Source organism: Salinivibrio proteolyticus (assembly GCF_027286365.1).
GTDB lineage: Bacteria > Pseudomonadota > Gammaproteobacteria > Enterobacterales > Vibrionaceae > Salinivibrio > Salinivibrio proteolyticus.
This window is the reverse complement of the sequence record NZ_CP114584.1, coordinates 95,077-117,940: the sequence shown is the minus strand read 5'-3', so window position 1 is coordinate 117,940 and position 22,864 is coordinate 95,077. Positions and strand designations below refer to the sequence as shown.

Here is a 22,864-nt window from a genome sequence, read left to right as displayed (position 1 = left end):
CTTGGCGGGGCTTTAACGTCAATCGGCTCAACGGACCGAGCTTAAATCACAATTAATACTTCTGATGGCATATTCGCCACGGTCGCTTGCTGGTAGCGCATCGCGACCACCGCACGGGTGCGTTCAAATCTTTGCAGCTGCTCAATTTTCTCCAACACCTCTTCGGGCATTTTGAGCCCCAACGGATAGCCGTTTTCTGGTCGCGCCTCGTCTCCGGGCTCGCTACGTGTGATGGCATCAATGCGGTTAGCAACATTGGCGCCGTTGTAGTCGGCGTCTTTAAATGACTCAGGGGTATAGTCGAAAGAATAATTGGGGTGCTGCGACGGATCCCACGACGGATTACGCAGTTGCTTGTCTTGCTCCGTCGCTGGTTTTTCATGATCCAGCGCGGGCGGCTGTTTGGTCGGAACAATTTTTTCGCGCACGCGATTTTCCCGCGCAACTTGCTCAGTTGGCGGGTTCACCGATGGCGCGACAGTTGGGATACTGACGCTTGCTGGCGATATATTCATCTGATGCTACCTCCCAACATCAGCTGAAGGCCTCATTGTCAGTCCGGCCTCGTCTCCTTATATTTTAGACGACAACCGCGAGTATTGTGCCTATTGTTCCCAGCGCAGACAAAAATTGTCCTGCGTTATAGGCGGTATCATCGTTTTCCTTCACTTTGTCCGGATGGTCCATGCCCAACGCGCCATAAGTAAAGGATTCAACCGATGATTTCTCTTTAGACTTGTCAACGCCTTCAGCGTTTTTGGCTGCTTTCGCATCCTTGACGTCTTTCACCGCTGGGGTGGCCGCTGTCTCAGCGGGCTTTGTATCTTTGACCTCTTTGTCCGCATTTGGTTGCGTTTGCGGCGGCGATTTTGGCTTCATCGACTGAGGATGATAGGCCTGAGACTGCCCAACGTTGCCTACGTTCATTATGGTCTCTCCTCATACCAGAGCAAGTGACATAGTTAACTTATCGGCAGAGGAATGACAAGATTTAGTCAATTCTGCCAAAAATCGTTCAGCGCGCGCAGTCAGGGCGGCAATTGGTTGCCAGAAAGGCGGTGAGCCTGTCTACCACACCGTCAGGCTCAGTGACAAAAGGGGCATGGGCACTGTGTGCAAACACCTCACTCGGTGAATGCGGTAACCAAGCGTCCATCTGTCCCGCCACGGCGACAGGCACCAAACCATCGAGGCGACCGTACAACCGCAGCCAAGGTAAGCGAATTGACTGGCATGCTTGACGTAAATCCGCCGAAGCCAGTATTTGCAAACCATCGGCCAGAGCCTGAGGATCCGGTGCAGGTCGTGAAAACACTGCCTGCTTGAGCGCTTTAATGTCCTTCTTCGCAGTGGGCGACCCCATGGCCTGCAGCGCCATAAATCGCTCCACGGTCAAAGAAAAATCCTGCTCAAGCTGTGAGGCAAATGCATTCAGCACCGCGGGTTTAATGCCTCGCCATCCCGGTTCCGCGACAAACTTGGGTGAGCTTGCGACCGTCACGAGCCCCGTCAAACGATGGGGCGCGAGCAGGGCCGCTTGCGTGGCCACCAATCCGCCCAGTGACCAGCCCAACCAAGTTGCTTGCGCTGGTGATTCTTTAAGCAACACTTGTGCCAGTTGTTCTAAATCAAGCCCCGGCTGTGCGGGGCTCAACCCAAATCCGGGCAAGTCAACACAATGAACTCGGTAGTTTGCAGTGAGATACGGCAAGATAAGCGACCAAACAGCACTGTTCATTCCCCAACCATGAATGAGAACCAGATCGGGGCCTTGTCCGTAAGATTGCCAATCACATAACGCCATGCTTTACACTGCCTTTGTACTCTTTTTCATCAGGATGGCTATGATACCAGCAATTCATCCCCCTCGCCTTGCTGGCGTTTGGCAAAGCATTAGGGGCAAATCTTTGCCCCATCAGTGCCCCGTGTGTCGCTTATCCCTCCCTGCCGATCACACCTTGTGCTGCGATGCGTGCTGGGATAAACATCATCAGGCCTACGGGTGTCAATGTTGTGGCTTGCCGGTGCTCACCCCTCAAACACATTGTGGTCAGTGCCTCAGCCATCCACCTGCGTGGCATACGCTTACCGCGATCAGTGCCTACCTCGACCCGCTCCCTGATTTGGTTCACCGCTTTAAATATCAAGGAGACTTCGAGCTCGCCCTTCCGTTCGCCACGCTGCTCAGCGAGAAAATCGACACGCCAGCCCCAGTCTTACTGCCTGTTCCCTTACACTGGCGGCGACGGCTACAACGCGGCTTTAACCAAAGCGCCCATCTGGCATGGGCGCTACAACAGCGGCTCGACAGCCAAGTCGTCAATCACTATCTAAGGCGTACTCGCCATACCTCGCCTCAGCAAGGGTTGGATAGATCTGCGCGACTGAAGAACCTGCGCGGGGCATTTCGCTTGCACGGTGCATTGCCGGCAGAGCATGTTGCGCTTGTCGACGACGTGGTGACAACCGGAGAAACGGTCAGTCAACTTTGCCGTTTGTTGCGCCGAGCGGGTGCGAAACGGGTCGATATTTATTGTATTGCGCGGACCAAGCTCCCTTGAGATAAACCGCAGTGACCATAAATTAGCCACATTGAACAAGGGGTGATAGCAAGTAAAAACCGGAGTACACTGTACAAAACACACTGGATTAGTCAGGTATTTGTCGTGTCAGAAGTCAAAATTTCAGAAAATGCACAAAGCCACTTTGTGAAGTTGCTTGAGCAACAGCCCGAGGGCACCAATATTCGCGTGTTTGTGGTTAACCCAGGCACGCCAAACGCCGAGTGCGGTGTTTCTTATTGTCCACCCGAAGCAGTAGAAAGCAGCGATACCGAACTCAAATTCAACGGCTTCTCTGCTTTCATTGATGAGCTAAGCCTACCGTTTTTAGACGAAGCGGAAATCGACTTTGTCACCGATAAAATGGGCTCACAGCTGACGCTGAAAGCACCGAATGCGAAAATGCGGAAAGTGGCCTCCGATGCGCCTTTGATGGAGCGTGTTGATTACGTGATTCAAAGCCAAGTCAACCCACAGCTTGCCAGCCATGGCGGCCATGTTAACTTGATTGAAATCACCGATGACGCCGTGGCGATTTTGCAATTCGGTGGCGGTTGCAATGGCTGTTCAATGGTAGACGTGACCTTAAAAGAAGGGATCGAAAAGCAGTTGCTGGCCGAGTTCAGCGGCGAGCTAAAGGGTGTGCGCGATGTGACCGAGCACGCGCGTGGCGATCACTCTTACTATTAAGACGCTGCCCTTCCATCGCAAAAACAGGCCAACTGGCCTGTTTTTTTGTTGATAGGTCTCAGTGCGTGACGTCAAAAAAGCTATCTCGTCGCCAGTGGTAAACAAAGCACACCGCGAGACTGAGCCCTCGTAGCGCCATAAAAGTAAGCATCGCTAACCACAGGGCGTGATTGCCCCAATCTTGCGCTAGCCACCATGCAACAAAAAAGCCGGCGGTGGCGACGAACATCCCATTGCGCATGTCTTTACCCCGCGTCGCACCAATAAAGATACCATCGAGCAAAAAGCACCACATCGACACTAAAGGCATGGCCACTAGCCAAGGTAAATAACGCGCCGCTTGGTCACGCACCGCCTCGATGTCAGAAATCAGCGCAATGATGTGACGGCCTGCCACACCAAATGCCAGCGTGATAGCCAGGCAAATCACCAACGACCAAAACGTGCTACCTATCAATGACACCAACAACGCAGACTTGCTCTGCGCGCCAATCGCTCTACCCACCATTGCCTCCATCGCATAGGCAAAGCCGTCCATTGCAAAAGAAATCAGCATCAGAAAACTCATCAGCACCGCATTGGCGGCCACAATGTCATCACCGAGTGTCGCCCCTTGGAAGGTCATAAAGGTAAACGCCAACTGCAAGCTAAGGCTGCGTAAAAAGATGTCTCGATTAAGCTTAAGCAAGCGGCTCATCCCAGTTAGCCCGCGCTCAAACACCGACCGAACGGTCGGTAACTGACGCGATTGCCAGATACCTTTGACAAAATAGAGCCCCAACATGAGGCCGAGATAATCGGCAGCCACACTCGCTGCAGCAGCTCCTTCGACTTTCATATCGAGACCCACCACAAACAGCAAATCAAGGACAATATTGGCACTGTTAACCACAATCAGCAGCCACATCGGCTGGCGCGCATTTTGCGCCCCCAATAGCCAACCCATGATCACCAAGTTCATCAAGGTCGCCGGCGCACTAAAGATCCGAATGGAGAAGTACTGACTCGCGTAATGTTTCACCTCGGCGCTGGCATCACTAAAGTGCATCACCCCCTCTAAAATAGGCACATGCAGTGCGATCAACAGTACAGCCAGCAAGCCCGCTAAGGACGCGCCACGCACAAAAGTGGCCGCCAACTCACGGTTATCACTCGCGCCATAGGCTTGCGCGGTAAACCCGGTGGTCGCCATACGCAAAAAGCCCAACAGCCAAAAGGTCACATTTATCATGGTGCTGCCAACCGCCACACCACCTAAATACCATGCATGGTCTAAGTGGCCGATCACCGCGGCATCCACTACCCCTAATAGGGGGACGGTGATATTGGAGATCACCATAGGTAAAGCCAGCGATAAGACCCGCCAATGAAGCTCACGCTGAGTGAGAGACTGCCACATACTTCCTCGTTCTCAGTATTGGACGCCACGCTATACGTCAGAATGATGTATCATTTTTGATAAAGAACACGATTGCAGCGATAACCGGCAAGGTCAGCGGGTGGCCCTTATCGATGCAGCAGTGTACCATTGCGACAATCTAATCGACGAGCGGCCATTGCACTGCATCAGTTGCACTGCGCCAACTAGGCTCATCACCTCTGTAAATAAGGAAAGGTTATGCGTGTATTTTTTGCCTGTGTGTTGGCGGTATTGCTAGCGGGTTGCTCGAAAGTGACCAAGCAAAACTACGATCAGCTCGAAGTGGGCATGAGCTATGACGCGGTTGTGAGCCACATTGGCGAGCCTAGCCAATGCGACGACACCATGGGCTTAACCCACTGTGTGTGGGGCGGCGATGGTAAGCACATCAAAGTGTCTTTTGTCGCCGACAAAGCCACCGTACTGTCGGCGCAAGGGCTAAAGTAGGCCCTTAATAGCGCAACGCGTGGTCGGCAAGGAGCACCACAAAGGTCGCGAAGATATGCCATATCGAGAACTTAAAGGTCTGCCACGCGATGCCTTTTTGCGACTGGGTTTTCAGTCGCCAAGCGTAACCGACAAAGACCAGATTTAACGTGGTCGCCCCTACCAGATACAACCAACCACTCATCCCAGTCAGCCAAGGGAAAATGCCCACGATGACCAGCAGTAGGGTGTAAAGCAAGACCATAGTTTGGGTAAACCCTACCCCATGAGTGACAGGCAGCATCGGCACATCGGCTTTAGCATAATCATGGCGGCGATGTATCGCTAACGCCCAAAAGTGAGGCGGCGTCCAAGTAAAAATGATCATCACCAGCAGCAGCGCGTGGGCGTGAAGCTCTCCGGTCACCGCGGTCCAGCCTAGCAAAGGCGGCATTGCACCCGCCAACCCGCCAATCACGATATTTTGCGGGGTCGCGGGTTTAAGCCACTGGGTATACACCAACGCATACCCGACTAGACTGGCAAACGTTAGCCAAGCCGTGAGCGGGTTCAGCCACCAACAGGCAATGAATCCCATCACCATCAGTATCACCGCAAAGGCCAACGCGGCGCCTTGACTCACTCGTCCCTCGGCTACGGGGCGATGGCGGGTGCGCTGCATTTTCGTGTCAATTTTCCAGTCGATAACGTGATTAAACACCGCCGCTGCGCTGGCTTGCGCACCAATGCCAAACAATCCCACCAGCACCGCCGACCAAGGTGGCCAACCGGGAGTGGCTAAGCACATGCCCACCAACGCGGTGAGAAGCAACATAGCAACCACACGCGGTTTGGTCAGCTCGTAATAATCACGCCAATTGGCGCCAACCCGTGTCGAAACACTAGCGGTACGTTGAAACTGTGCCATCACGAGCTCCTTGGGATAGTGACGAGGAAAGAGATAAACGACGAGTGATCAGCAACGTAACCAACAGTGATAATCCCCCTAAGTTGTGTGCCACCGCCACACTCAGCGGCAGTAGCGCGACCACATTGGTCACCCCTAACGTAATTTGCATCGCCAGCACACCACTCACTGCCATTGCCAGCGCGCGCGCCCCAGCACGCCACAGCATCCATGCCCAAGCGAGCACTAATACAGTGACCACCATGGCGCCCAGACGATGGGTAGCATGGATGGTCACCCGCTCGGCATGGTTCAGCACGCCAAATTGATAGGTTTCGCTAAGAGGACTGACGGGATGAAAGGCGGAAGGGGTGAAAAGCTGCCACCAAGGGCTTTCGCAGATAGGTAGCTGAGTGCAGACGGTGGCGGCATAGTTGGCGGAGGTCCAGCCGCCGAGACCGATTTGTACAATCACCGCGACCAAAGCCAACGTGCCCACGCGGCGCGCGGATGACGACATCGAAAACACCGGCAATCGGAGCGCGCCTGTCGCCACCGCCAGCCAAACTAGCAAGCATACCGTGGTGAAACCACCGAGTAAGTGCGCCATCACCACCACCGGCATCAAACTTAAAGTCACGGTCCACATCCCTAGGGCGGCTTGCGCGATGACCACTACACTGAGCAAGGTGGTCAGTGGTCGTAAAGCCTGATAGTCAGGACGTCGCCAGCTGATCCACGCCAACGCAAAAATCGCCAGCCCTAAGGTGCCCGCCACGTAGCGGTGCAACATTTCATTCCATGCTTTATTGATATCAAGCGGCGCATCTGGGAAACGCGACATGGCGACCGATTGCGCGCTTTCACTGGCCGGTACTGCCAAATGGCCATAGCATCCAGGCCAGTCTGGGCAACCCAGTCCCGCTTCGGTAAGGCGGGTAAACGCGCCAAGTCCAACCACCAGCACGGCCAGTATCAGTGTCGATAAGACGGCGAGTTGGTAGCGACGCGTTGCCATAATCAGCCTACCTTCGACAATTTAAGAAGCCGTTTGAGATCACGCAATAAACCTTTGCCTTGCGCTACCCACTTCGTTTTATCGTCACTGACAGGATAGGCCAGCACCACATTGTTCATCGGATCGCTAAGGTAAATGGTATTTTTATCAAATGCTTGCTGCTGCCATGCCTGCGCCTGTTCCGTCGTCAGGGTTTGCCATGTCAGTACCTCCGGTGCGTTAGGGGTGGTACTTGTCAGTGCCACGCTAGTGACCCGATCGCGCTCTTTGCCGACCGCAATCGGAATTTGTGTTAACTGAAACAAGGCTTGCTCGCATACAGCGTCACATTGCTCTGGCACCCGATAAATCAACCGCCACTGGCCTTGCTCAGGCAACCAATTCAAGGTCGCCGGCTCAGCGAGAAACTGTCCGTAATTAGTGACCCCTTTTTCATACCAGCTTTGCTCTAGCACCAATTTCGCCACCACCACAGGCAGGACAAAAATACCAATCAATGCTGCGAGCGTCATGCGTCCTTTCACACCGCTTCCCTCTGTTTTGTTTTGTACCACCAGATGCCCGCGCCAATACTGACTGCGAGCGCCATGAGTGCCCATTGCAAGGCATAGCCATAATGTTTTACCGGTGGCATCACCACCGGCTGCCACACCGGCGTAATCCCCGCTTGCGCCAAGGCATCCCGACTCGGCGTGGTCACATCCATCAATGTTTCTGTCCGTATCAACCACTGCGTATTCAGCGTTGTCAGTTGGGCGTTAAGTACTTTTAAATCAATGCGCTGAACCCGAGCGGGCCAGGCGTGCGATGCCGTTTCCTCCTTGAGTACCACCCGCTCAGAGGGTGTATCGACAAAACCAGACAGCTGGTAGCGCGATGCCAACACGGGCACGGCCGGCAAGCGGCGCAATGCTGGCGCGGCCACCCAGCCCAATTCCACCAGCCACCATTGCGATGACTGTTGACTCGGCGATGGCTGTTGGCTCGGCACAAAAGGAAGAAAAAGGCGATAGCCAACCTGACCTTGGTGGGTCTGATTATCCAGCCACACGGCAAATTCAGGGCGAAACTGGCCGTCGAGCGCCAACCGTTGGCCTTTTCGCACCATGCCTGAAAGTGAGTTGGGGGCTTGATTAGCCTCAAACTGTGCCAAGTGTTGCGCTTTTTGCACGCCACGCGTCCATTGCCAATGACTTAACTTGACGAGTAGCGCGACCACAACCACAGTCAATATCAGAAACCCCATTCGCCGTCCTTGTTTCATGATTACCTATTGCGCTAAGGAGCGCTTATGCTGGTCAAAGCTATTCTGATTTGTTTGCTGATCTTTATTTTATTTAACTTATTTCGTGCCATTCCTGTCTTGCTCAATGGCGATCGCTCCGTGCCTTTATCTCGCTTTTTGGGCCGTCGCGTTTTATTTTCCGTCTGCATCTTCTTACTGCTTTTATTGGCGCTCTCAATGGGCTGGATTACCCCTAACCCGCGTCCTTACTGAGCTACAAGATATACACAAAGACAAACAAGCATAGCCAGACCACATCGACAAAGTGCCAATACCAAGCACTGGCTTGAAAACCAAAGTGTTGTGTCGGCGTGAAGTGGCCGCGTAATACACGTAACCAAATCACAAACAACATGATGGTGCCTAATGTAACGTGTAGGCCATGAAAGCCAGTTAATAAATAAAAGGTGTTGCCATAGACCCCAGAGTCGAGACGTAGATCCATTTCTTGGTAAGCATGGATATATTCTTCGCCCTGAAAAAACATAAACAATGCGCCTAATAACACCGTGGCCAATAGGAAGCTTTTAATTCGCCCCCGTTGGTTTTTCTCCATCGCGGTATGGGCAATCTGGAGCGTCACAGAAGAGGTCAGGAGGATAAAGGTGTTTAACAGCGGTAACCCCATCGCGGGCATCGCGGTGGTTTCAATCCCGCCCGGGGTCAACGTGAGTGGCCACTGAGCGACGAAATCTGGCCACAATACCGCGGCCGTCATCGCATTGTTACTCGCGCCCCCCAGCCACGGAACGGCGATAAAGCGGGCATAAAAGAGCGCGCCGAAGAAGGCACCAAAAAACATCACCTCAGAGAAAATAAACCAGCTCATTCCCTGGCGAAAAGAGCGGTCCATTTGCGCCGAGTACAGACCTTGCATGGATTCGCGGATCACGTCGCGAAACCAGCCGGTGAGCATAATCAAAATAAGCACGGTGCCTGCCAGCAACAGCCAAGGGCCGCTGCCACCAAATAAACCACCCACGGTCGCCCCCGCGCCAGCAGCGATTAAAAACAGCGCCACCGCACCGACAATCGGCCAAACACTCGCCGCTGGGACATAATAACGTTCAGGCGTCGCCATGAGCGCCTCCTTATTCCTCGGCGCTGGCGGTCACATCAAACAAGGTGTAAGCCAGCGTTAAGTGGTTAATGTCATCCGGCAACTCAGGATCCACGTAAAACACGAGGGGCAAAGCCGCATCCTCGCCACGCGGTAAAGGCTGACGGTTAAAACAAAAGCATTCAATTTTGTTCAAGTATTGCGCGGCTATCCCGGGTGAGACCGAAGGCACCGCTTGGCCAATGGTGTCATAGCGTGCGTTGTTCGTTGCGAGATAATTAATCGTGTGGGTCTCACCCGGGTGCACTTTCATCTGGTTGACTTGGGGCTCGAACGTCCAGCGCATCCCCGGGTTGATATAGGCGATAAACTCAATGGTCACCAAGCGGTCTTGGTCAATGCCCGCGCTGGATGCGGCGGCCTCGTTATCGGTTTTACCATTGATCCCTGTCACCTCACAGAACACGTCGTACAAAGGCACTAAGGCAAACGCAAAGCCAAACATGGCCACCGCTAACAACAATAATCGACGAGCGGAGCGGGTTGATTTAGTGGCCATCTCGCGTCTCCTCTAGATCCGGCGGTGTCTCAAAGGTGTGATACGGTGCGGGCGATGGCACGGTCCATTCTAGCCCTTCAGCGCCATCCCATGGCTTGGCAGCCGCTGGGGCGCCACCACGCGCGCACTTAACCACGACGACCAAGAAGATGAGTTGCGATAAACCAAAGGCAAAGCCACCGATGCTGACAATGGCGTTTACGTCCGCAAACTGTAGGGCATAATCGGGGATCCGGCGTGGCATCCCTGCCAGCCCCAGAAAGTGCATGGGGAAGAAAAGCACATTGACCGAAATCACTGAGCACCAAAAGTGCCACTTGGCCAAGGTTTCATTAAACATATGGCCCGTCCACTTGGGGAGCCAGTAGTAAGCCGCGGCCATAATCGAGAACACCGCTCCCGAAACCAGCACATAGTGGAAGTGCGCCACCACAAAATAAGTATCGTGATACTGAAAATCGACCGGCGTGATTGCCAGCATCAAGCCCGAAAACCCGCCGATGGTGAACAGCACAATAAAGGCAATTGCAAACAACATGGGTACTTCAAAGGTCAAGGATCCCCGCCACATGGTGGCGACCCAGTTAAAGACTTTCACCCCAGTCGGCACCGAGATCAGCATGGTGCAGAACATGAAAAACAATTCGGCAAACACAGGCATCCCGGTGGTGAACATATGGTGCGCCCATACCAAAAAGCTTAACCCCGCAATCGAGGCGGTGGCATACACCATCGAGCTATAGCCGAACAGGCGCTTCCGTGAAAATGCAGGGACAATGGCCGAAATAATGCCAAAGCTGGGCAAAATCATGATGTAGACCTCGGGGTGACCAAAGAACCAGAAAATATGCTGGAACATCACAGGGTCGCCGCCCCCCGCGGCATCAAAAAAGCTGGTGCCAAAATACTTATCGGTAAGCACCATGGTGGCGGCCCCTGCCAATACCGGCATTACCGCAATCAACAAAAAGGCCGTGATCAGCCACGTCCAAACAAACAGCGGCATTTTCATGTAGGTCATGCCCGGCGCACGCATATTGGTGATGGTGACAATCACATTGATGGCCCCCATGATGGAGCTGATCCCCATGATATGCAGGGCGAAGACAAACAGGCCAGTACTGTCTGGGCTATAAGTGGTCGACAGCGGCGCGTAAAACGTCCAGCCAAAGTTAGGGCCGCCGCCTTCCATAAACAAGGAACCAATAAGCAGTAAAAACGCGAACGGCAGGATCCAAAAGCTCCAGTTATTCATCCGCGGCAGCGCCATGTCCGGCGCCCCTATCATCATCGGCACCATCCAGTTAGCCAAACCGGTAAACGCGGGCATCACCGCGCCAAACACCATGATCAGGCCGTGTACTGTAGTCATTTGGTTGAAAAAGTTAGGCTCAACCAGTTGCAGGCCGGGCTGGAAAAGCTCAGCACGAATAACCATCGCCATCGCCCCACCCAGTAAAAACATGGTGAAGCTAAAAATCAGATACATGGAGCCAATATCTTTGTGGTTGGTGGTCAACACCCAACGCATGATCCCACGCGGTTTGTGGTGATGATCGTCATGCAAGGTATCTGGGGTAGTATCTGTCATCACGCGCTCCTAAAGATCTTCACCTGACTTCACCGCGTTGATTTGCGCAGCTTGTACGGTATCACCGGTGTCATTGCCCCACGCATTGCGCTCATAGGTCACCACCGCCGCCAATTCTTTGAGCGACAATTGCGGACCAAACGCTTGCATGGCGGTGCCTGCTTTGCCGTTGACGACAATATCAATATGATCGACCAACCTATCCGGCTGAATGGCAATCTCAGCGCCGGCCAACGCGGGGAACACGCCCGGCATCCCTTGTCCTTCGCTTTGGTGACACATGCCACAGCGGCTGTCATACACTTGCTTGCCAAGCGCCATCAGCTCATCCATCGGCATTTCCATGTCCAGCAAGCGTTGCTCCTCTTCGCGCGCTTTTTGCTGTGCTAGCGCCGTTTTTTGCACCCAAGCATCAAATTCCTCTTGAGGCTTGGCGATCACCACAATCGGCATAAAGCCGTGGTCTTTACCGCACAGCTCTGCACATTGGCCGCGATAAATGCCGGGCTTATCAATTTTGGTCCATGCCTCATTAATAAAACCGGGGTTAGCATCTTTCTTCACCGCAAAGGCGGGCACCCACCACGAATGAATCACATCTTGTGAAGTGATTAAAAAGCGCACCTTGCGCCCGACTGGCAACACCAGAGGCTGATCGACCTCGAGTAAATAGGTGTCACGCTTTTGTCTTTCATTGCGGATTTGTTCGGGGCTGGAGGCAAGTAGAGAAAAAAAGGCAACGTCATGGTCAAAATAGCGGTAATGCCACTTCCATTGTGAGCCCGTTACCTGCACCGTCAGGTCCGGCTCGGTGGTGTCTTCCATATCGAGTAACACTTGGGTGGCCGGAATCGCCATACCCACCAAAATCAAAAACGGCACGAGCGTCCACGCAATTTCTACCTTGGTGCTTTCATGGAATGAGGCAGGTTTAGCGCCTTTGGATTTACGATGGCGGATAATGGCCCAAAACATCACCCCGAACACCAGCACGCCAATTGCAACGCAGATATAAAAGATGGTCATGTGCAGGTCATACACCTGCTGACTGATGGCCGTGACCCCTTGGGTGAGGTTCCAACCTTCTCGTTCTGCAGCATGCACACCCACTGCAGGAAGGAGCATTGTCCCTATCAAAAGTAGTAATCGGCGCCTCAACACGGCTTCCTCCTGCCTCACTCATGATTGACGCTGACGAGAATACGCACAGATACAATCACTAACGATAGTTAACGTTTTATTTACAATTAAGTTAGGCAAGGATGGCGAAAAGGACAAAAAATCGCGGCGAAAAAGATCGTAAAGCCAGACACGTGCCCACCTTGTGTGAGCACGACGGCAGAAAAACAATAGTGCGAAAAGCTATAACTCGATATGAAGGACAACAGGCGTGAAACGGAGACGATAGCGTGGCATGGCCGCTAATGCACGTTGCCACAACCGCCAACGGGGACAGGGTTTATCGAGCGGTGATTTTTCTTCTACGCGGCACGCCCACGGCAACGCGTTCACGATCGCCATTCTCGGGTCGGCAAAACCATGTTGGTACTGTTCGCAGCCCAGCTTTTGTCCCATGCGAGTATGACATTTGTCCCCCGCCAGCACTAAACATGCTTCCATTTGCGGAAAGTGGCGGCTGATATGATGGCAAAAGGCTGAAATTTCGCGGTTACTGCACTCCAGTAAGGCTTGGTCACAAATTAGCATGGTGGGGTGACCGGCAGGTACCGCTAACTGATCCAGCCAATCAAGCTGCTTGACCGAGCCTTGCACCATCCGAAACCGTTCACTGGTATGAAAGAGTCGCTCACGCCAGAGTAAGGTTTCGTCGACATCTACCTCTAGCCAACGGCAACGGCCATTGTCGAGACGGTAAAAACGGGTATCAAGTCCGCCTCCCACGTTGATAATCCACGCTGTAGGATGCTGGGCTAAGAATTGTTTTACAATCGCATCACATTGACTGGTAAGCGTGGCATAAAGCAACTGGGTTTGATCCAAGTTGTGCCAATCACATTCGGGCTGGAGAACACATCCCTGACAGGCTGCAGCCGCCACCGGATCGTAAATCACCCCATCATCGGTAAGGCTCTCACGGCTGCGCAGCCACATCGGCTTAAATAGCTTGCTAGGAACAGAATGCTGTTGAGTACGCACGGACACCTCCACATACGATAATTATAGATGATAATAATTATCGTTTGCTTGAGCAATAATGCAAAGGTGTTTTTTTAACCGCGGTCAAATCACGGGCGAGCGACGCCCGTGCCAGAAACCAATTACATCCAATCGGCGTTACGGATCACACCCACAGCCACGCCTTCAATGGTCAGTGATTGTGCGGTTAAATCCACCGAGATCGGCATAAATTCATCATTTTCAGCGTGCAATACCACTTGCGCGCCTTTTTTCTCAAGACGCTTCACGGTCACATCGTCATCAACGCGAGCAACAACGACTTGGCCATTGTGCACATCTTGGGTCTTGTGCACCGCCAGTAAATCGCCATCTAGGATACCGATGTCTTTCATGCTCATGCCATTGACGCGTAATAAAAAGTCAGCGCGCGGTTTGAACAAGGCAGGGTCAACTTGGTAATGACTTTCGACATGCTCTTGCGCCAATATCGGCTCACCAGCCGCCACGCGACCAATCAGCGGCAAACCTTGATCTTCTGGGGCGACCACTTCTTCTTCGCAAATCAAACGAATGCCTCGTGACGCGCCGGGAATAATCTCCAGCACCCCTTTACGGGCTAAGGCTTTTAGATGCTCTTCCGCCGCGTTCGCGGAACGAAAACCCAACTGACGAGCAATCTCGGCACGGGTCGGCGGCATCCCTGTCTCTTCGATATGGGCTTTGATTAAATCAAAAACCTGCTGTTGTCTCGCGGTTAACGGCTTCATGCTCTTACCTGTCTTTTTATACAGTTAACTGTGAGTATATCCAGTAATTAAATGCTTGAAAAGGCCTAATTCGCGCAGCGAGAAGCGGATCTCATTGTGGCTTGAAACGGCGGGTTAGCGTAATTTCCCGACCTTTCGTTGCGAGTTCGCCATACTTTTCTGCTATCCTTGGCGCGCATTTTGATTTTGAGGCGCTAACCGTTATGGCTCTCTGGCAAAAACTCTATTATAAGCTATTGAATTTGCCGCTCTCTGCATGGGTAAAAACCCACTGTATTCCATCCGAACCAATTGAGCAGCTCAATCTATCGTTAACACGGCCCATCGTCTATGTGCTGCCGTTTCACTCCCACACGGATTTGCTGACCCTCAGGCGCACCTGTTTGCGTCAAGGACTACCTGATCCGTTAAAGCCCCTTACCATTGGGGATACTACCTTGCCGCGCTACGTGTTTATTAGCCACGGCCGTAAGGTATTTAGTGGTCAGCAAGATTTACCCGCCCGTTCCTTGGCGCATTTTAAAGATTTACTTAATCTTCATCGTCAAGACAGTGAGCTAGATATTCAGCTCGTCCCCGCCTCGGTGCTGTGGCAACGGGACCCGGGCAACGAAACGCAGCGTGATCAAGCGATTTTGCGCGCCATGAATGGCCCTGAGAAACTGTGGACGATTCTGACCCGTGGCCGTGATGGCATGGTGCGTATCAGCCAAGCGGTATCGCTACGCTATATGGCCGACAAGCACGGCACCGACCAAGCGATCGCGCATAAACTCGCGCGGGTGGCGATGATCCACTTCTCGCGTCAAAAACTCGCTGCCTCGGGACCTCGCCTCCCGAATCGTGCCTTACTCTTTAAGCGTCTGCTGGCGTCGAAAGCGATCGACAAAGTGGTTCATGATGAAGCCCAAAGCCGCAATGTCTCGGTTGAGAAAGTGCGCAAAGAAGCGGTCGATATGATGGAAGAGATCGCCGCCAACTTCTCCTATCGCTTGATTCGCTATAGTGATCGCCTGCTGACTTGGTTGTGGAACAAGCTGTATCAAGGCATCAACGTCAACAACGCCGAGCGCGTGCGTCAGTTGGCGCAAGACGGCCATGAAATAGTCTATGTGCCCTGCCACCGCTCACACATGGACTACTTGTTGCTGTCGTATGTGCTGTATAAAGAAGGGCTGGTACCGCCGCATATTGCCGCCGGCGTAAACCTTAACTTCTTCCCGGCTGGGCCCTTATTCCGCCGTGGCGGCGCCTTCTTTATTCGCCGCAGCTTTAAAGGCAACCGCCTGTATTCCACCGTTTTCCGTGAATACTTGGCAGAGCTATTTGCTCGCGGCTATTCGGTCGAGTATTTCTCCGAGGGCGGCCGCTCACGCACAGGTCGCTTGCTACCGGCGAAAACGGGGATGCTTGCCATGACCTTGCAGGCCATGCTGCGTGGTCAACAACGCCCAATCACCTTGGTGCCCGTCTATATTGGCTACGAGCACGTGATGGAGGTCAGCACCTACGCCAAAGAGCTGCAAGGCCAACGCAAAGAAAAAGAGAGCTTTGGTCAAGTGGTAGGCATTGTGCGTAAGCTGCGTAACTACGGACTGGGTTACGTCAACTTTGGCGAGCCTATTCCACTGAACCAACACCTGAACGACAAGGTGCCGGACTGGCATGATTACACCAATCCTATTGAGCCGCAGAAACCCGCTTGGATGAATCCAGTGGTCAATGACTTGGCTGAAAAAGTAATGACTCGGATTAACGATGCGGCCGCCACTAATGCCCTGACCCTTTGTGCCACCGCACTGCTGGCCTCCCGTCAACGCGCCTTAAGCCGCGAGGCATTGGAGACTCAACTTGCGGTGTATCAACAGCTGCTTACACAAGCGCCGTATTCGGCCTGTTGCAGTGTGCCGCAAGATAGTCCCGCGGACTTAGTCGACCATGCGTTGTCACTGAATAAGTTTGTGGTCGAGAAAGACACCATGGGCGATGTGATCTCGCTGAACCGTCAGCAAGCGATTTTGATGACCTATTATCGCAACAACGTGATCCATTTGGTGGCGCTGCCTTCATTGATTGCGCAGATCCTGATCACCCACAAAACCATCAGCCAAAGTGGCTTACGCGCCTGCGTGCAGCAGCTTTATCCGCTGCTCAAAGCCGAGCTGTTTATGAGTTTTGACCAAGCCAGCTTAGATAGCTACTTTGATGCGCTATTGCATGCCATGCAGGCACAGTCGCTGATTTGTTGTAACGACGATAAAGTGACCATGAACAATGCCAAGCTGGGTGAGTTGCAATTGCTGGGGCGTACCATCGTCGAAACCTTGCAACGCTATGCAATTACGTTGACCTTGTACACCCACCAGCCGCATATTGAAAAGCGTGATCTGGAAAAACACAGCCAAATGTTGGCACAGCGTTTAAGCCGCCTACACGGGATCAACGCGCCGGAGTTTTTTGATAAAGGCGTGTTCAGTACCTTTGTGGATACGCTTCGTGAGCAAGGCTATCTCGATGATGATGCCAAAGCCAATGCTGAGCGCATCCAAGCACTGAATGATTTGGTATGCGGGCTGATTTCACCGGAAGTCCAGCTCACCATTCAGGCCGTGCTTAATCAGCCACTGACGGGCCGCGCAGAAAACACCGAGTCCGATAGCGGGCAATAAGCATCCGATATTGAGCACTAAAAAAGGCGCATGATGCGCCTTTTTTATGTGTCAGGGTCAGTGATTGCTTAAAGGTATACGCCCGCTAAGACGCCCAGAAAAATCACCAAACCCACATAGTTATTGTTCATAAATGCCTGAAAGCAAGGCATTCTTTCTCGCTCACGCACTAAATACTGCTGGTAAACAAACAACGCGAACGCGGCCAGCAAGCTCCAATGAAAGCCTGCCGATAGGGCCAGCCAATTCCCCACCAACATCAGCAGTAACAGTGTCGATAATTGCAAACCACCAATCGCCGCTTTGTCCCAACGGCCAAATAAAATGGCGGTCGATTTCACCCCGATCTTCAAATCATCATCTCGGTCGACCATGGCATAAAGGGTGTCGTAGGCAATGATCCAACAGTTATTTGCCATAAACAAAAGCCACGCAACGGGAGGAATGGTGTCTTGTACGGCGGCAAATCCCATCGGGATCCCCCAACTAAACGCCAGCCCCAATACCAATTGAGGAAGATGGGTATAACGCTTCATAAAGGGATAGACAAACGCCAAGGCGACACCGACAAAGGACAGTTGAATGGTCAACAGGTTTTGCGTTAATACCAGCGCAAACGAGGCGAGAACCAAGCCAAAAAAGAGCGCCAGCGCCTCTTTTTCGCTAATACGTCCAGACGGCAGTGGCCTGTCCTTGGTGCGTTTAACATGGCCATCAAAATGACGGTCCGCATAGTCATTAATCACGCATCCGGCGGCACGCATCATGTATACGCCCAATACAAAAACCGCCAGCACATCGAATGGCGGTAGACCGTCGGCAGCCAAAAATAAGGCCCACAAGGTTGGCCATAAAAATAATAAGGTCCCAATCGGGCGGTCAAGACGGGCCAGTTGAGCCAGCGCCACTAACTTAGGGCTCATGCGGGGATCTCCTTTCCGTACATGGGCGAATCAGGTAAAAACAATTCCGCCACCAACATCGGACGGTTATGTAGCCAAAGCCGCGAGCGACGCGCCTGAAGGCCACCCGTTGGCATCGTTACTTCCGCCACTTCAATCGCATCACGGCGCGATGCGCGCTGTTTAAAGACATGCTGGCCTAACGGCACGGCGCCTAGTGCGTTCAAGTAACCGCCTTGTCCTTCAAGCGTGGAAGCGGGCAACAGCGTGCGCCCACAAACCCATGCGTGGCCGTCTCCCTTTAAGATCACTTCACGCACCACGCACGCCTCGTGACCGATTAATGCCACTTCATCCGTGGTCAGTTTATCCGGCGTCAGTTGATACACGTTGACCACATCCACATCAAAGCGCTGACAGTGGCGCTTGAGTCGAGCCGTCATCGAATGCGATTCGAGTAACCAACTCCCATGTTGAGAGCGTTTTAACGCGGCGATATCTGGTCGTTCCCAGCGCGCTTGTTTCAGCGCCGCCAAATAGGTTTGATTTAAATCCGACATTGTTTCCTGTGCCACATCGCGCAAAATTCGCCCGCTTCATCCCCTCGGTGGCTTACAATATTGCTATACTCGGCTGGCAATTGTAGCAAGCCAGTCCCGATTGGAGAATGCAGGGCGGCCTAACCCTATCATATGAGCAACTGAATTGCTGGGTGGATATGAGAAAGATTCAAACCTTATGGATGGCCTTGGTCGGCCTATTATTACTGACCAGCTCGGCCGTGTTCGCTGAAGCAGAGGGTGATGGACAAGCGCCCAAATACAGCTACTTTTCCCTAGAGCCTGAGATCACCACCAACTATGTCACTGAGGGGAGCCGGCTCGGCTTTATCAATGTCAAAGTGGAGCTGATGGTCGATGACCCGAAACTGGTGCGTGAGCTGGAATACCATGCGCCGCTGATCCGTGATGCCATCATCGAGACCTTGAGTCAGCAAACCGTCACCAAGATAAAATCGCTATCCGGTCGAGAAGCAATCCGTAAAGCCTGCCTAGAGCGCGTCAATGAGCTCTTATTAGCAGAAACCAATCGACGCATTCTCGCCGATCTCTTGTTTACCAAGTACCTATACCAATAAGCGATCGTTATCCGCTACGCGGATAACGCATCTTGCTCAGCATCACTGGGCACCACTTCAAGGTGGCCACCTTGCGCTAACAGCATATCGCGCACATTGCTCGGTGGCTCGGCATCGGTAAAGACCATATCGAGTTGGGTAATGTTGCCAAGATTCACCATGGCATTACGACCAAACTTGGTATGGTCGGCAGCCAGCATCACACAGCGGCTGTTATCTAGAATCGCTTTTTTGACACGTACCTCGTGGTAGTCAAAATCAAGCAGCGACCCATCATCATCAATGCCACTGATCCCCAAAATGCCGAAGTCGAGGCGGAACTGGGAGATAAAATCGAGGGTAGCTTCACCCACAATACCCCCGTCACGGTTGCGCACTTCGCCCCCTGCAATAATCAGGGTGAAATCCTGCTTGGGCATTAAGATAGCAGCGGCATTTAAGTTATTGGTCACCACCCGTAAGTTATGGTGATTGAGTAACGCGCGCGCGACCGCCTCCGGTGTGGTGCCGATATCAATAAACAAGGTCGCGCCATCCGGAATGTGCTTCACCAAAGCTTGAGCAATGGTGTCTTTTTCGTGCTGCTGTAAGACCTTACGCGTTGCATACGCAGTGTTTTCCGAACTCGACGGTACGGTCGCCCCACCGTGATGGCGGCGAATGTGGTTCTCTGCGGCCAATTCATTGAGATCGCGTCGAATCGTTTGCGGGCTGACATTGAAGCGCTCAACCAAGTCTTCCGTGCTCACGTATCCTTGTGACTTAACCAGATCAATGATTTGCTGATGACGTTTGTTTTGCTTCACTGCATCTCCCCTTACAAAAAGCCCCCGCGGTCACGGGGGCTTTCTAGTTTACTCATTGCCTATGGGCAATGCCAAGACTGATTGTTTAGGCAGCATGTGCCGGTGACTCACGACGCACTCGGCTCTCACCTACCCATGCTAAGCATAGGAAGAAAATCGCCAAGATACAGCCACCGGTAAGGAGCATAAAGCCACCGTCCCAACCAAAGTGATCCACGGTATAACCCAATGCAATATTGGCCACCACAGCACCACCGAGGTAACCGAATAGTCCGGTTAAACCTGCCGCCGTACCGGCCGCTTTTTTCGGTGCAAGCTCAAGCGCATACAAGCCGATCAGCATCACAGGACCATAAATCAAGAAGCCAATCGCCACCAGCGCGACCATATCGACGCCCGGATTGCCTGCAGGGTTAAACCAATAGACTAATACCGCCAAGGTGACTAAGACCATGAACAGCACACCCGCCGGCGCTCGTGCCCCTTTGAAGAACTTATCTGACATCCAACCACACAGCAGTGTGCCCGGAATCCCCGCCCACTCGTAGAGGAAGTAAGCCCATGAGGACTTATCGACGGTGAAGCCTTTGGCTTCATCCAGATACACAGGTGCCCAGTCCAATACGCCATAGCGAATCAAGTAGACAAAGGCGTTAGCAATCGCGATGTACCACAAAAGACGGTTTTTCAGTACATACGTCACGAAGATATCTTTGGCGGTCATTTCCTTCTCAAAGGCTTCTTCGTCGTAGTTTTCTGGATAGTCGTTTTTGTATTCTTCAATCGGTGGCAAACCACATGATTGCGGGGTATCGCGCAGGGTTAACCAGATGAATACCGCGACCAAGACTGCAAAAAACGCCGGGACATAGAAAGAGGCACGCCAGTCGTCATTGAACAGCCACAGGCCAAGCAAGAATAGCGGACCAATCAAGCCGCCCCCCACGTTATGTGCCACGTTCCAAACAGACACCAGCTCACCACGCTCGCGGCGTGACCACCAGTGCACCATGGTACGCCCGCAAGCCGGCCAGCCCATGCCTTGCACCCAACCGTTAATAAACAGCAGGATAAACATGATGGTAATACTGCTGGTTGCCCACGGCATAAAGCCAAAACAGAACATCACCAACGATGACATTAACAGGCCAGCACTCAAGAAGTAGCGAGGGTTAGAGCGGTCAGACACGCTGCCCATGAGGAACTTGGACAGACCGTAAGCGATCGAGACAGCAGCTAATGCAAAGCCAAGATCACCGCGGCTAAAACCATATTCTTCAATAAGAAATGGCATCGCCAAGCTGAAGTTTTTACGCACTAGGTAGTAACCGGCATAACCGATAAAGATACCAATAAACAATTGCCAACGCAGTCGGGTGTAGGTTGAGCCGACTTGCGATTCTGGCAATCTTTGCCGGTGAGGTGCCGGACGAAAGATTCCAAACATGAGAGGGTTCCTCAGTAAGATGTACGCGATGGATAGGTAAAAGGGTTACAAATCAAAAGAGTGAGCATTGAAATATTCGAATACGCTCAACGGGTGGAATATTTACTCAAAATGAAAACAAAAACCGTGAATCCGAACATAAATTATCGATCTAGAACAATAAAAATGTGCGTTCGAATAAAAAAAGAGCAGTAATCTGCTCTTTTTCGTTTGCGTTTGTTTGACGGACAATGTTAGGCCGCGCGTTTGGCATCCCAAAGGCCGAGTAAGCAACCGACGCCTAAACCAAACACGTGCGCCATATTGGCGATATTCATACCCAGTGGTTGGAAGAACCCAATCACTAACCATGCCAACATAAACACGACATACGGTTTCTCAATGGTTAACCCGCGCTCGGGGGCGAGCCACGTTAACCACCATAAATAGCCTAAAAGCGCGTAAACCACGCCGGATAAGCCGCCAAAATAAGGCCCTTCCAGCCAATATTGCCCCAGACCGGAAAAAAGGGCGGCAAAGAGGAAAATCTGCATCAGCTTGCTGCCACCAGCCCGTTGCTCGATACGTCCCCCAAGTACCCACCACCACAGCAAGTTAAAGACGATGTGTAGCGCCGAGAAATGAAGCAAGGCGTGACTAAACAACCGCCACAATTGCCAGCGCTGCTCGCTGTCAGCGGGAAACAGCAAGCTGCGCACGACGACCTCAAACCCGCCCAAGATCATCATGGCAAACAAGGCGGCACACGCGATCATCACGGTAATCGTCACTGGTCCAGATTTGTCTTTCACCGTTTGCCATAACCCTGCGGAGGGATAATGAAACCGAGCGTGACGGGTTTCCGCTACCTGCCAAGACGCAGCTTGATAGCGGCTATGCATAGGCTCCGCCACAAAACGGGCCAGTTCTTGTTCAACCCAGGCGGCTTGGCTGTCATCGACCAGCCATAACGCCACTTGGGCATCCGCTTCCGGAGCCAGTTCAATCGCCACCTTATGCGCTGCTGCATAATCGACAAATGCCTGCGCCAGCCGAGCGTTAGGCAGTACCGCCATTTTTTGCATAGAGGCTCCTTGCGCCTATTCCAGTCCTGACTCAGTCGGCAGGGCCTGACGATGCCAAGCCTCAAAGCCACCATCGACACTGTAGACAGACTCGAACCCTTGGTTAATTAAATACTGTGCCGCCCCTTGGCTGCTAATGCCGTGGTAGCACATCACCAGTACGGGTTGATCAAAGTCGACCTGATCCATAAAGGCGACCAAGGTGTCGTTGGTTAAGTGAAAGGCACCTTGAGAGTGCGCCACTTGAAAGGTTTGTGGATCGCGAATATCCACTAATACTGCATTTTGCTGATCATCACGCAGCATTTCCCACGCATCGGTCACAGAGATATGAGCAAACTGATCCATACCTAATTCCACTCCACTCACAGAGTTATTCCCAAAGTTATGTAGCACGATGCTATCGCGCCGCTCG

General features: G+C 52.6%; 26 protein-coding genes. 6 read left to right on the top strand and 20 right to left on the bottom strand.

The annotated features are described in order from the left end of the window. Positions 1–41: 41 nt before the first annotated feature. The 3 genes from N7E60_RS00595 to bioH form a co-directional block, all read right to left on the bottom strand. Positions 42–515: an ATP-dependent Lon protease gene (locus N7E60_RS00595; protein WP_069589003.1), complete on the bottom strand. Its 474-nt coding sequence runs from the start codon at positions 513–515 to the stop codon at positions 42–44. Positions 516–579: 64 nt separating this feature from the next. After that, positions 580–879: a hypothetical protein gene (locus N7E60_RS00590; RefSeq protein WP_371414238.1), complete on the bottom strand. Its 300-nt coding sequence runs from the start codon at positions 877–879 to the stop codon at positions 580–582. 136 nt (positions 880–1,015) lie between these two features. Then, positions 1,016–1,804 carry a pimeloyl-ACP methyl ester esterase BioH gene (bioH, locus tag N7E60_RS00585; protein ID WP_077455026.1) on the bottom strand — a complete coding sequence of 263 codons (789 nt, stop codon included), beginning with the start codon at positions 1,802–1,804 and terminating at the stop codon, positions 1,016–1,018. 40 nt (positions 1,805–1,844) lie between these two features. On the opposite strand from bioH, the gene N7E60_RS00580 reads away from it, so the two are divergent. Continuing rightward, positions 1,845–2,561, top strand: a complete 717-nt coding sequence (locus N7E60_RS00580) for a ComF family protein (RefSeq protein WP_269597854.1) — start codon at positions 1,845–1,847, stop codon at positions 2,559–2,561. A gap of 105 nt (positions 2,562–2,666) precedes the next feature. Then, positions 2,667–3,251 (top strand): Fe-S biogenesis protein NfuA, encoded by a 585-nt coding sequence (nfuA, locus tag N7E60_RS00575; RefSeq protein ID WP_077455024.1) that lies wholly within the window; start codon positions 2,667–2,669, stop codon positions 3,249–3,251. Positions 3,252–3,309: 58 nt separating this feature from the next. On the opposite strand, the gene dinF is transcribed toward nfuA, so the two are convergent. After that, positions 3,310–4,650, bottom strand: a complete 1,341-nt coding sequence (gene dinF, locus N7E60_RS00570) for an MATE family efflux transporter DinF (RefSeq protein WP_269597853.1) — start codon at positions 4,648–4,650, stop codon at positions 3,310–3,312. A 219-nt stretch (positions 4,651–4,869) separates the two neighbouring features. On the opposite strand from dinF, the gene N7E60_RS00565 reads away from it, so the two are divergent. Further along, complete coding sequence (locus N7E60_RS00565) at positions 4,870–5,118, top strand: DUF3862 domain-containing protein (RefSeq protein ID WP_069589015.1); 249 nt, start codon at positions 4,870–4,872, stop codon at positions 5,116–5,118. A 4-nt stretch (positions 5,119–5,122) separates the two neighbouring features. On the opposite strand, the gene cyoE is transcribed toward N7E60_RS00565, so the two are convergent. From cyoE to N7E60_RS00545, 4 genes are read right to left on the bottom strand one after another with little or no spacing between them, the layout of a single operon-like run. Further along, positions 5,123–6,025, bottom strand: a complete 903-nt coding sequence (gene cyoE, locus N7E60_RS00560; protein WP_077455022.1) for a heme o synthase — start codon at positions 6,023–6,025, stop codon at positions 5,123–5,125. Further along, complete coding sequence (locus N7E60_RS00555) at positions 6,000–7,022, bottom strand: COX15/CtaA family protein (RefSeq protein ID WP_269597851.1); 1,023 nt, start codon at positions 7,020–7,022, stop codon at positions 6,000–6,002. The genes cyoE and N7E60_RS00555 overlap by 26 nt, the downstream gene beginning before the upstream one ends. Before the next feature lie 2 nt (positions 7,023–7,024). Next, a complete protein-coding gene (locus tag N7E60_RS00550; RefSeq protein WP_269597850.1) occupies positions 7,025–7,546 on the bottom strand; it encodes a hypothetical protein in 522 nt (173 codons plus the stop codon). Beyond that, the gene (locus N7E60_RS00545; protein WP_269597849.1) at positions 7,543–8,268 is read right to left on the bottom strand and encodes an SURF1 family protein; all 726 of its coding nucleotides are present in this window, start codon (positions 8,266–8,268) and stop codon (positions 7,543–7,545) included. Before N7E60_RS00545 ends, N7E60_RS00550 begins: the two co-directional genes overlap by 4 nt. A 45-nt stretch (positions 8,269–8,313) precedes the next feature. Here N7E60_RS00545 and N7E60_RS00540 point away from each other — a divergent pair, with 45 nt between their 5' ends. After that, a complete protein-coding gene (locus tag N7E60_RS00540; protein WP_077455019.1) occupies positions 8,314–8,520 on the top strand; it encodes a DUF2909 family protein in 207 nt (68 codons plus the stop codon). 1 nt (position 8,521) lies between these two features. Here N7E60_RS00540 and N7E60_RS00535 read toward each other — a convergent pair whose 3' ends face one another. The 6 genes from N7E60_RS00535 to lexA form a co-directional block, all read right to left on the bottom strand. Further along, a complete protein-coding gene (locus tag N7E60_RS00535) occupies positions 8,522–9,388 on the bottom strand; it encodes a cytochrome c oxidase subunit 3 (protein ID WP_269597848.1) in 867 nt (288 codons plus the stop codon). Positions 9,389–9,398: 10 nt separating this feature from the next. Beyond that, positions 9,399–9,926 (bottom strand): cytochrome c oxidase assembly protein, encoded by a 528-nt coding sequence (locus tag N7E60_RS00530; RefSeq protein ID WP_269597847.1) that lies wholly within the window; start codon positions 9,924–9,926, stop codon positions 9,399–9,401. Next, positions 9,916–11,517 carry a cytochrome c oxidase subunit I gene (gene ctaD / locus N7E60_RS00525; protein ID WP_269597845.1) on the bottom strand — a complete coding sequence of 534 codons (1,602 nt, stop codon included), beginning with the start codon at positions 11,515–11,517 and terminating at the stop codon, positions 9,916–9,918. The genes N7E60_RS00530 and ctaD overlap by 11 nt, the downstream gene beginning before the upstream one ends. A 9-nt stretch (positions 11,518–11,526) precedes the next feature. After that, a complete protein-coding gene (coxB, locus tag N7E60_RS00520) occupies positions 11,527–12,642 on the bottom strand; it encodes a cytochrome c oxidase subunit II (protein ID WP_167313816.1) in 1,116 nt (371 codons plus the stop codon). A gap of 237 nt (positions 12,643–12,879) precedes the next feature. After that, positions 12,880–13,674, bottom strand: coding sequence for a class I SAM-dependent methyltransferase (locus N7E60_RS00515; protein ID WP_371414194.1), 795 nt, complete (start codon positions 13,672–13,674; stop codon positions 12,880–12,882). A gap of 122 nt (positions 13,675–13,796) precedes the next feature. Then, positions 13,797–14,423 (bottom strand): transcriptional repressor LexA, encoded by a 627-nt coding sequence (gene lexA, locus N7E60_RS00510; RefSeq protein ID WP_069589035.1) that lies wholly within the window; start codon positions 14,421–14,423, stop codon positions 13,797–13,799. Between the two features lie 203 nt (positions 14,424–14,626). Here lexA and plsB point away from each other — a divergent pair, with 203 nt between their 5' ends. Beyond that, positions 14,627–17,092, top strand: a complete 2,466-nt coding sequence (gene plsB / locus N7E60_RS00505) for a glycerol-3-phosphate 1-O-acyltransferase PlsB (protein ID WP_269597844.1) — start codon at positions 14,627–14,629, stop codon at positions 17,090–17,092. A 68-nt stretch (positions 17,093–17,160) separates the two neighbouring features. Here the strand turns inward: plsB and ubiA are convergent, their stop codons facing one another. Both ubiA and N7E60_RS00495 read right to left on the bottom strand, forming a co-directional pair. Next, a complete protein-coding gene (gene ubiA, locus N7E60_RS00500) occupies positions 17,161–18,015 on the bottom strand; it encodes a 4-hydroxybenzoate octaprenyltransferase (protein ID WP_077765121.1) in 855 nt (284 codons plus the stop codon). After that, positions 18,012–18,554, bottom strand: coding sequence for a chorismate lyase (locus tag N7E60_RS00495; protein WP_069589039.1), 543 nt, complete (start codon positions 18,552–18,554; stop codon positions 18,012–18,014). Before N7E60_RS00495 ends, ubiA begins: the two co-directional genes overlap by 4 nt. 158 nt (positions 18,555–18,712) lie before the next feature. On the opposite strand from N7E60_RS00495, the gene N7E60_RS00490 reads away from it, so the two are divergent. Continuing rightward, positions 18,713–19,132, top strand: coding sequence for a flagellar basal body-associated protein FliL (locus tag N7E60_RS00490; RefSeq protein ID WP_069589058.1), 420 nt, complete (start codon positions 18,713–18,715; stop codon positions 19,130–19,132). A gap of 14 nt (positions 19,133–19,146) precedes the next feature. Here N7E60_RS00490 and N7E60_RS00485 read toward each other — a convergent pair whose 3' ends face one another. The 4 genes from N7E60_RS00485 to glpE all read right to left on the bottom strand — a co-directional run bounded on the left by N7E60_RS00485 (position 19,147) and on the right by glpE (position 22,797). Further along, positions 19,147–19,938 (bottom strand): DeoR/GlpR family transcriptional regulator, encoded by a 792-nt coding sequence (locus N7E60_RS00485; RefSeq protein ID WP_077480948.1) that lies wholly within the window; start codon positions 19,936–19,938, stop codon positions 19,147–19,149. A gap of 85 nt (positions 19,939–20,023) precedes the next feature. Beyond that, complete coding sequence (gene glpT, locus N7E60_RS00480; RefSeq protein ID WP_167313813.1) at positions 20,024–21,385, bottom strand: glycerol-3-phosphate transporter; 1,362 nt, start codon at positions 21,383–21,385, stop codon at positions 20,024–20,026. Positions 21,386–21,618: 233 nt separating this feature from the next. After that, positions 21,619–22,449 carry a rhomboid family intramembrane serine protease GlpG gene (glpG, locus tag N7E60_RS00475; protein WP_077639817.1) on the bottom strand — a complete coding sequence of 277 codons (831 nt, stop codon included), beginning with the start codon at positions 22,447–22,449 and terminating at the stop codon, positions 21,619–21,621. Positions 22,450–22,464: 15 nt separating this feature from the next. Then, complete coding sequence (gene glpE, locus N7E60_RS00470; RefSeq protein WP_069589045.1) at positions 22,465–22,797, bottom strand: thiosulfate sulfurtransferase GlpE; 333 nt, start codon at positions 22,795–22,797, stop codon at positions 22,465–22,467. Between the last annotated feature and the right edge of the window lie 67 nt (positions 22,798–22,864).

What these genes read in the sequence shown, in the direction of transcription:
- N7E60_RS00595 (WP_069589003.1), bottom strand. Translation starts at nt 515, where the DNA reads ATGAATATATCGCCAGCAAGCGTCAGTATCCCAACTGTCGCGCCATCG.
- N7E60_RS00590 (WP_371414238.1), bottom strand. Translation starts at nt 879, where the DNA reads ATGAAGCCAAAATCGCCGCCGCAAACGCAACCAAATGCGGACAAAGAG.
- bioH (WP_077455026.1), bottom strand. Translation starts at nt 1,804, where the DNA reads ATGGCGTTATGTGATTGGCAATCTTACGGACAAGGCCCCGATCTGGTT.
- N7E60_RS00580 (WP_269597854.1), top strand. Translation starts at nt 1,845, where the DNA reads ATGATACCAGCAATTCATCCCCCTCGCCTTGCTGGCGTTTGGCAAAGC.
- dinF (WP_269597853.1), bottom strand. Translation starts at nt 4,650, where the DNA reads ATGTGGCAGTCTCTCACTCAGCGTGAGCTTCATTGGCGGGTCTTATCG.
- N7E60_RS00565 (WP_069589015.1), top strand. Translation starts at nt 4,870, where the DNA reads ATGCGTGTATTTTTTGCCTGTGTGTTGGCGGTATTGCTAGCGGGTTGC.
- cyoE (WP_077455022.1), bottom strand. Translation starts at nt 6,025, where the DNA reads ATGGCACAGTTTCAACGTACCGCTAGTGTTTCGACACGGGTTGGCGCC.
- N7E60_RS00555 (WP_269597851.1), bottom strand. Translation starts at nt 7,022, where the DNA reads ATGGCAACGCGTCGCTACCAACTCGCCGTCTTATCGACACTGATACTG.
- N7E60_RS00545 (WP_269597849.1), bottom strand. Translation starts at nt 8,268, where the DNA reads ATGGGGTTTCTGATATTGACTGTGGTTGTGGTCGCGCTACTCGTCAAG.
- N7E60_RS00540 (WP_077455019.1), top strand. Translation starts at nt 8,314, where the DNA reads ATGCTGGTCAAAGCTATTCTGATTTGTTTGCTGATCTTTATTTTATTT.
- N7E60_RS00535 (WP_269597848.1), bottom strand. Translation starts at nt 9,388, where the DNA reads ATGGCGACGCCTGAACGTTATTATGTCCCAGCGGCGAGTGTTTGGCCG.
- N7E60_RS00530 (WP_269597847.1), bottom strand. Translation starts at nt 9,926, where the DNA reads ATGGCCACTAAATCAACCCGCTCCGCTCGTCGATTATTGTTGTTAGCG.
- ctaD (WP_269597845.1), bottom strand. Translation starts at nt 11,517, where the DNA reads ATGACAGATACTACCCCAGATACCTTGCATGACGATCATCACCACAAA.
- coxB (WP_167313816.1), bottom strand. Translation starts at nt 12,642, where the DNA reads ATGCTCCTTCCTGCAGTGGGTGTGCATGCTGCAGAACGAGAAGGTTGG.
- lexA (WP_069589035.1), bottom strand. Translation starts at nt 14,423, where the DNA reads ATGAAGCCGTTAACCGCGAGACAACAGCAGGTTTTTGATTTAATCAAA.
- plsB (WP_269597844.1), top strand. Translation starts at nt 14,627, where the DNA reads ATGGCTCTCTGGCAAAAACTCTATTATAAGCTATTGAATTTGCCGCTC.
- ubiA (WP_077765121.1), bottom strand. Translation starts at nt 18,015, where the DNA reads ATGAGCCCTAAGTTAGTGGCGCTGGCTCAACTGGCCCGTCTTGACCGC.
- N7E60_RS00495 (WP_069589039.1), bottom strand. Translation starts at nt 18,554, where the DNA reads ATGTCGGATTTAAATCAAACCTATTTGGCGGCGCTGAAACAAGCGCGC.
- N7E60_RS00490 (WP_069589058.1), top strand. Translation starts at nt 18,713, where the DNA reads ATGAGAAAGATTCAAACCTTATGGATGGCCTTGGTCGGCCTATTATTA.
- glpT (WP_167313813.1), bottom strand. Translation starts at nt 21,385, where the DNA reads ATGTTTGGAATCTTTCGTCCGGCACCTCACCGGCAAAGATTGCCAGAA.
- glpG (WP_077639817.1), bottom strand. Translation starts at nt 22,449, where the DNA reads ATGCAAAAAATGGCGGTACTGCCTAACGCTCGGCTGGCGCAGGCATTT.
- glpE (WP_069589045.1), bottom strand. Translation starts at nt 22,797, where the DNA reads ATGGATCAGTTTGCTCATATCTCTGTGACCGATGCGTGGGAAATGCTG.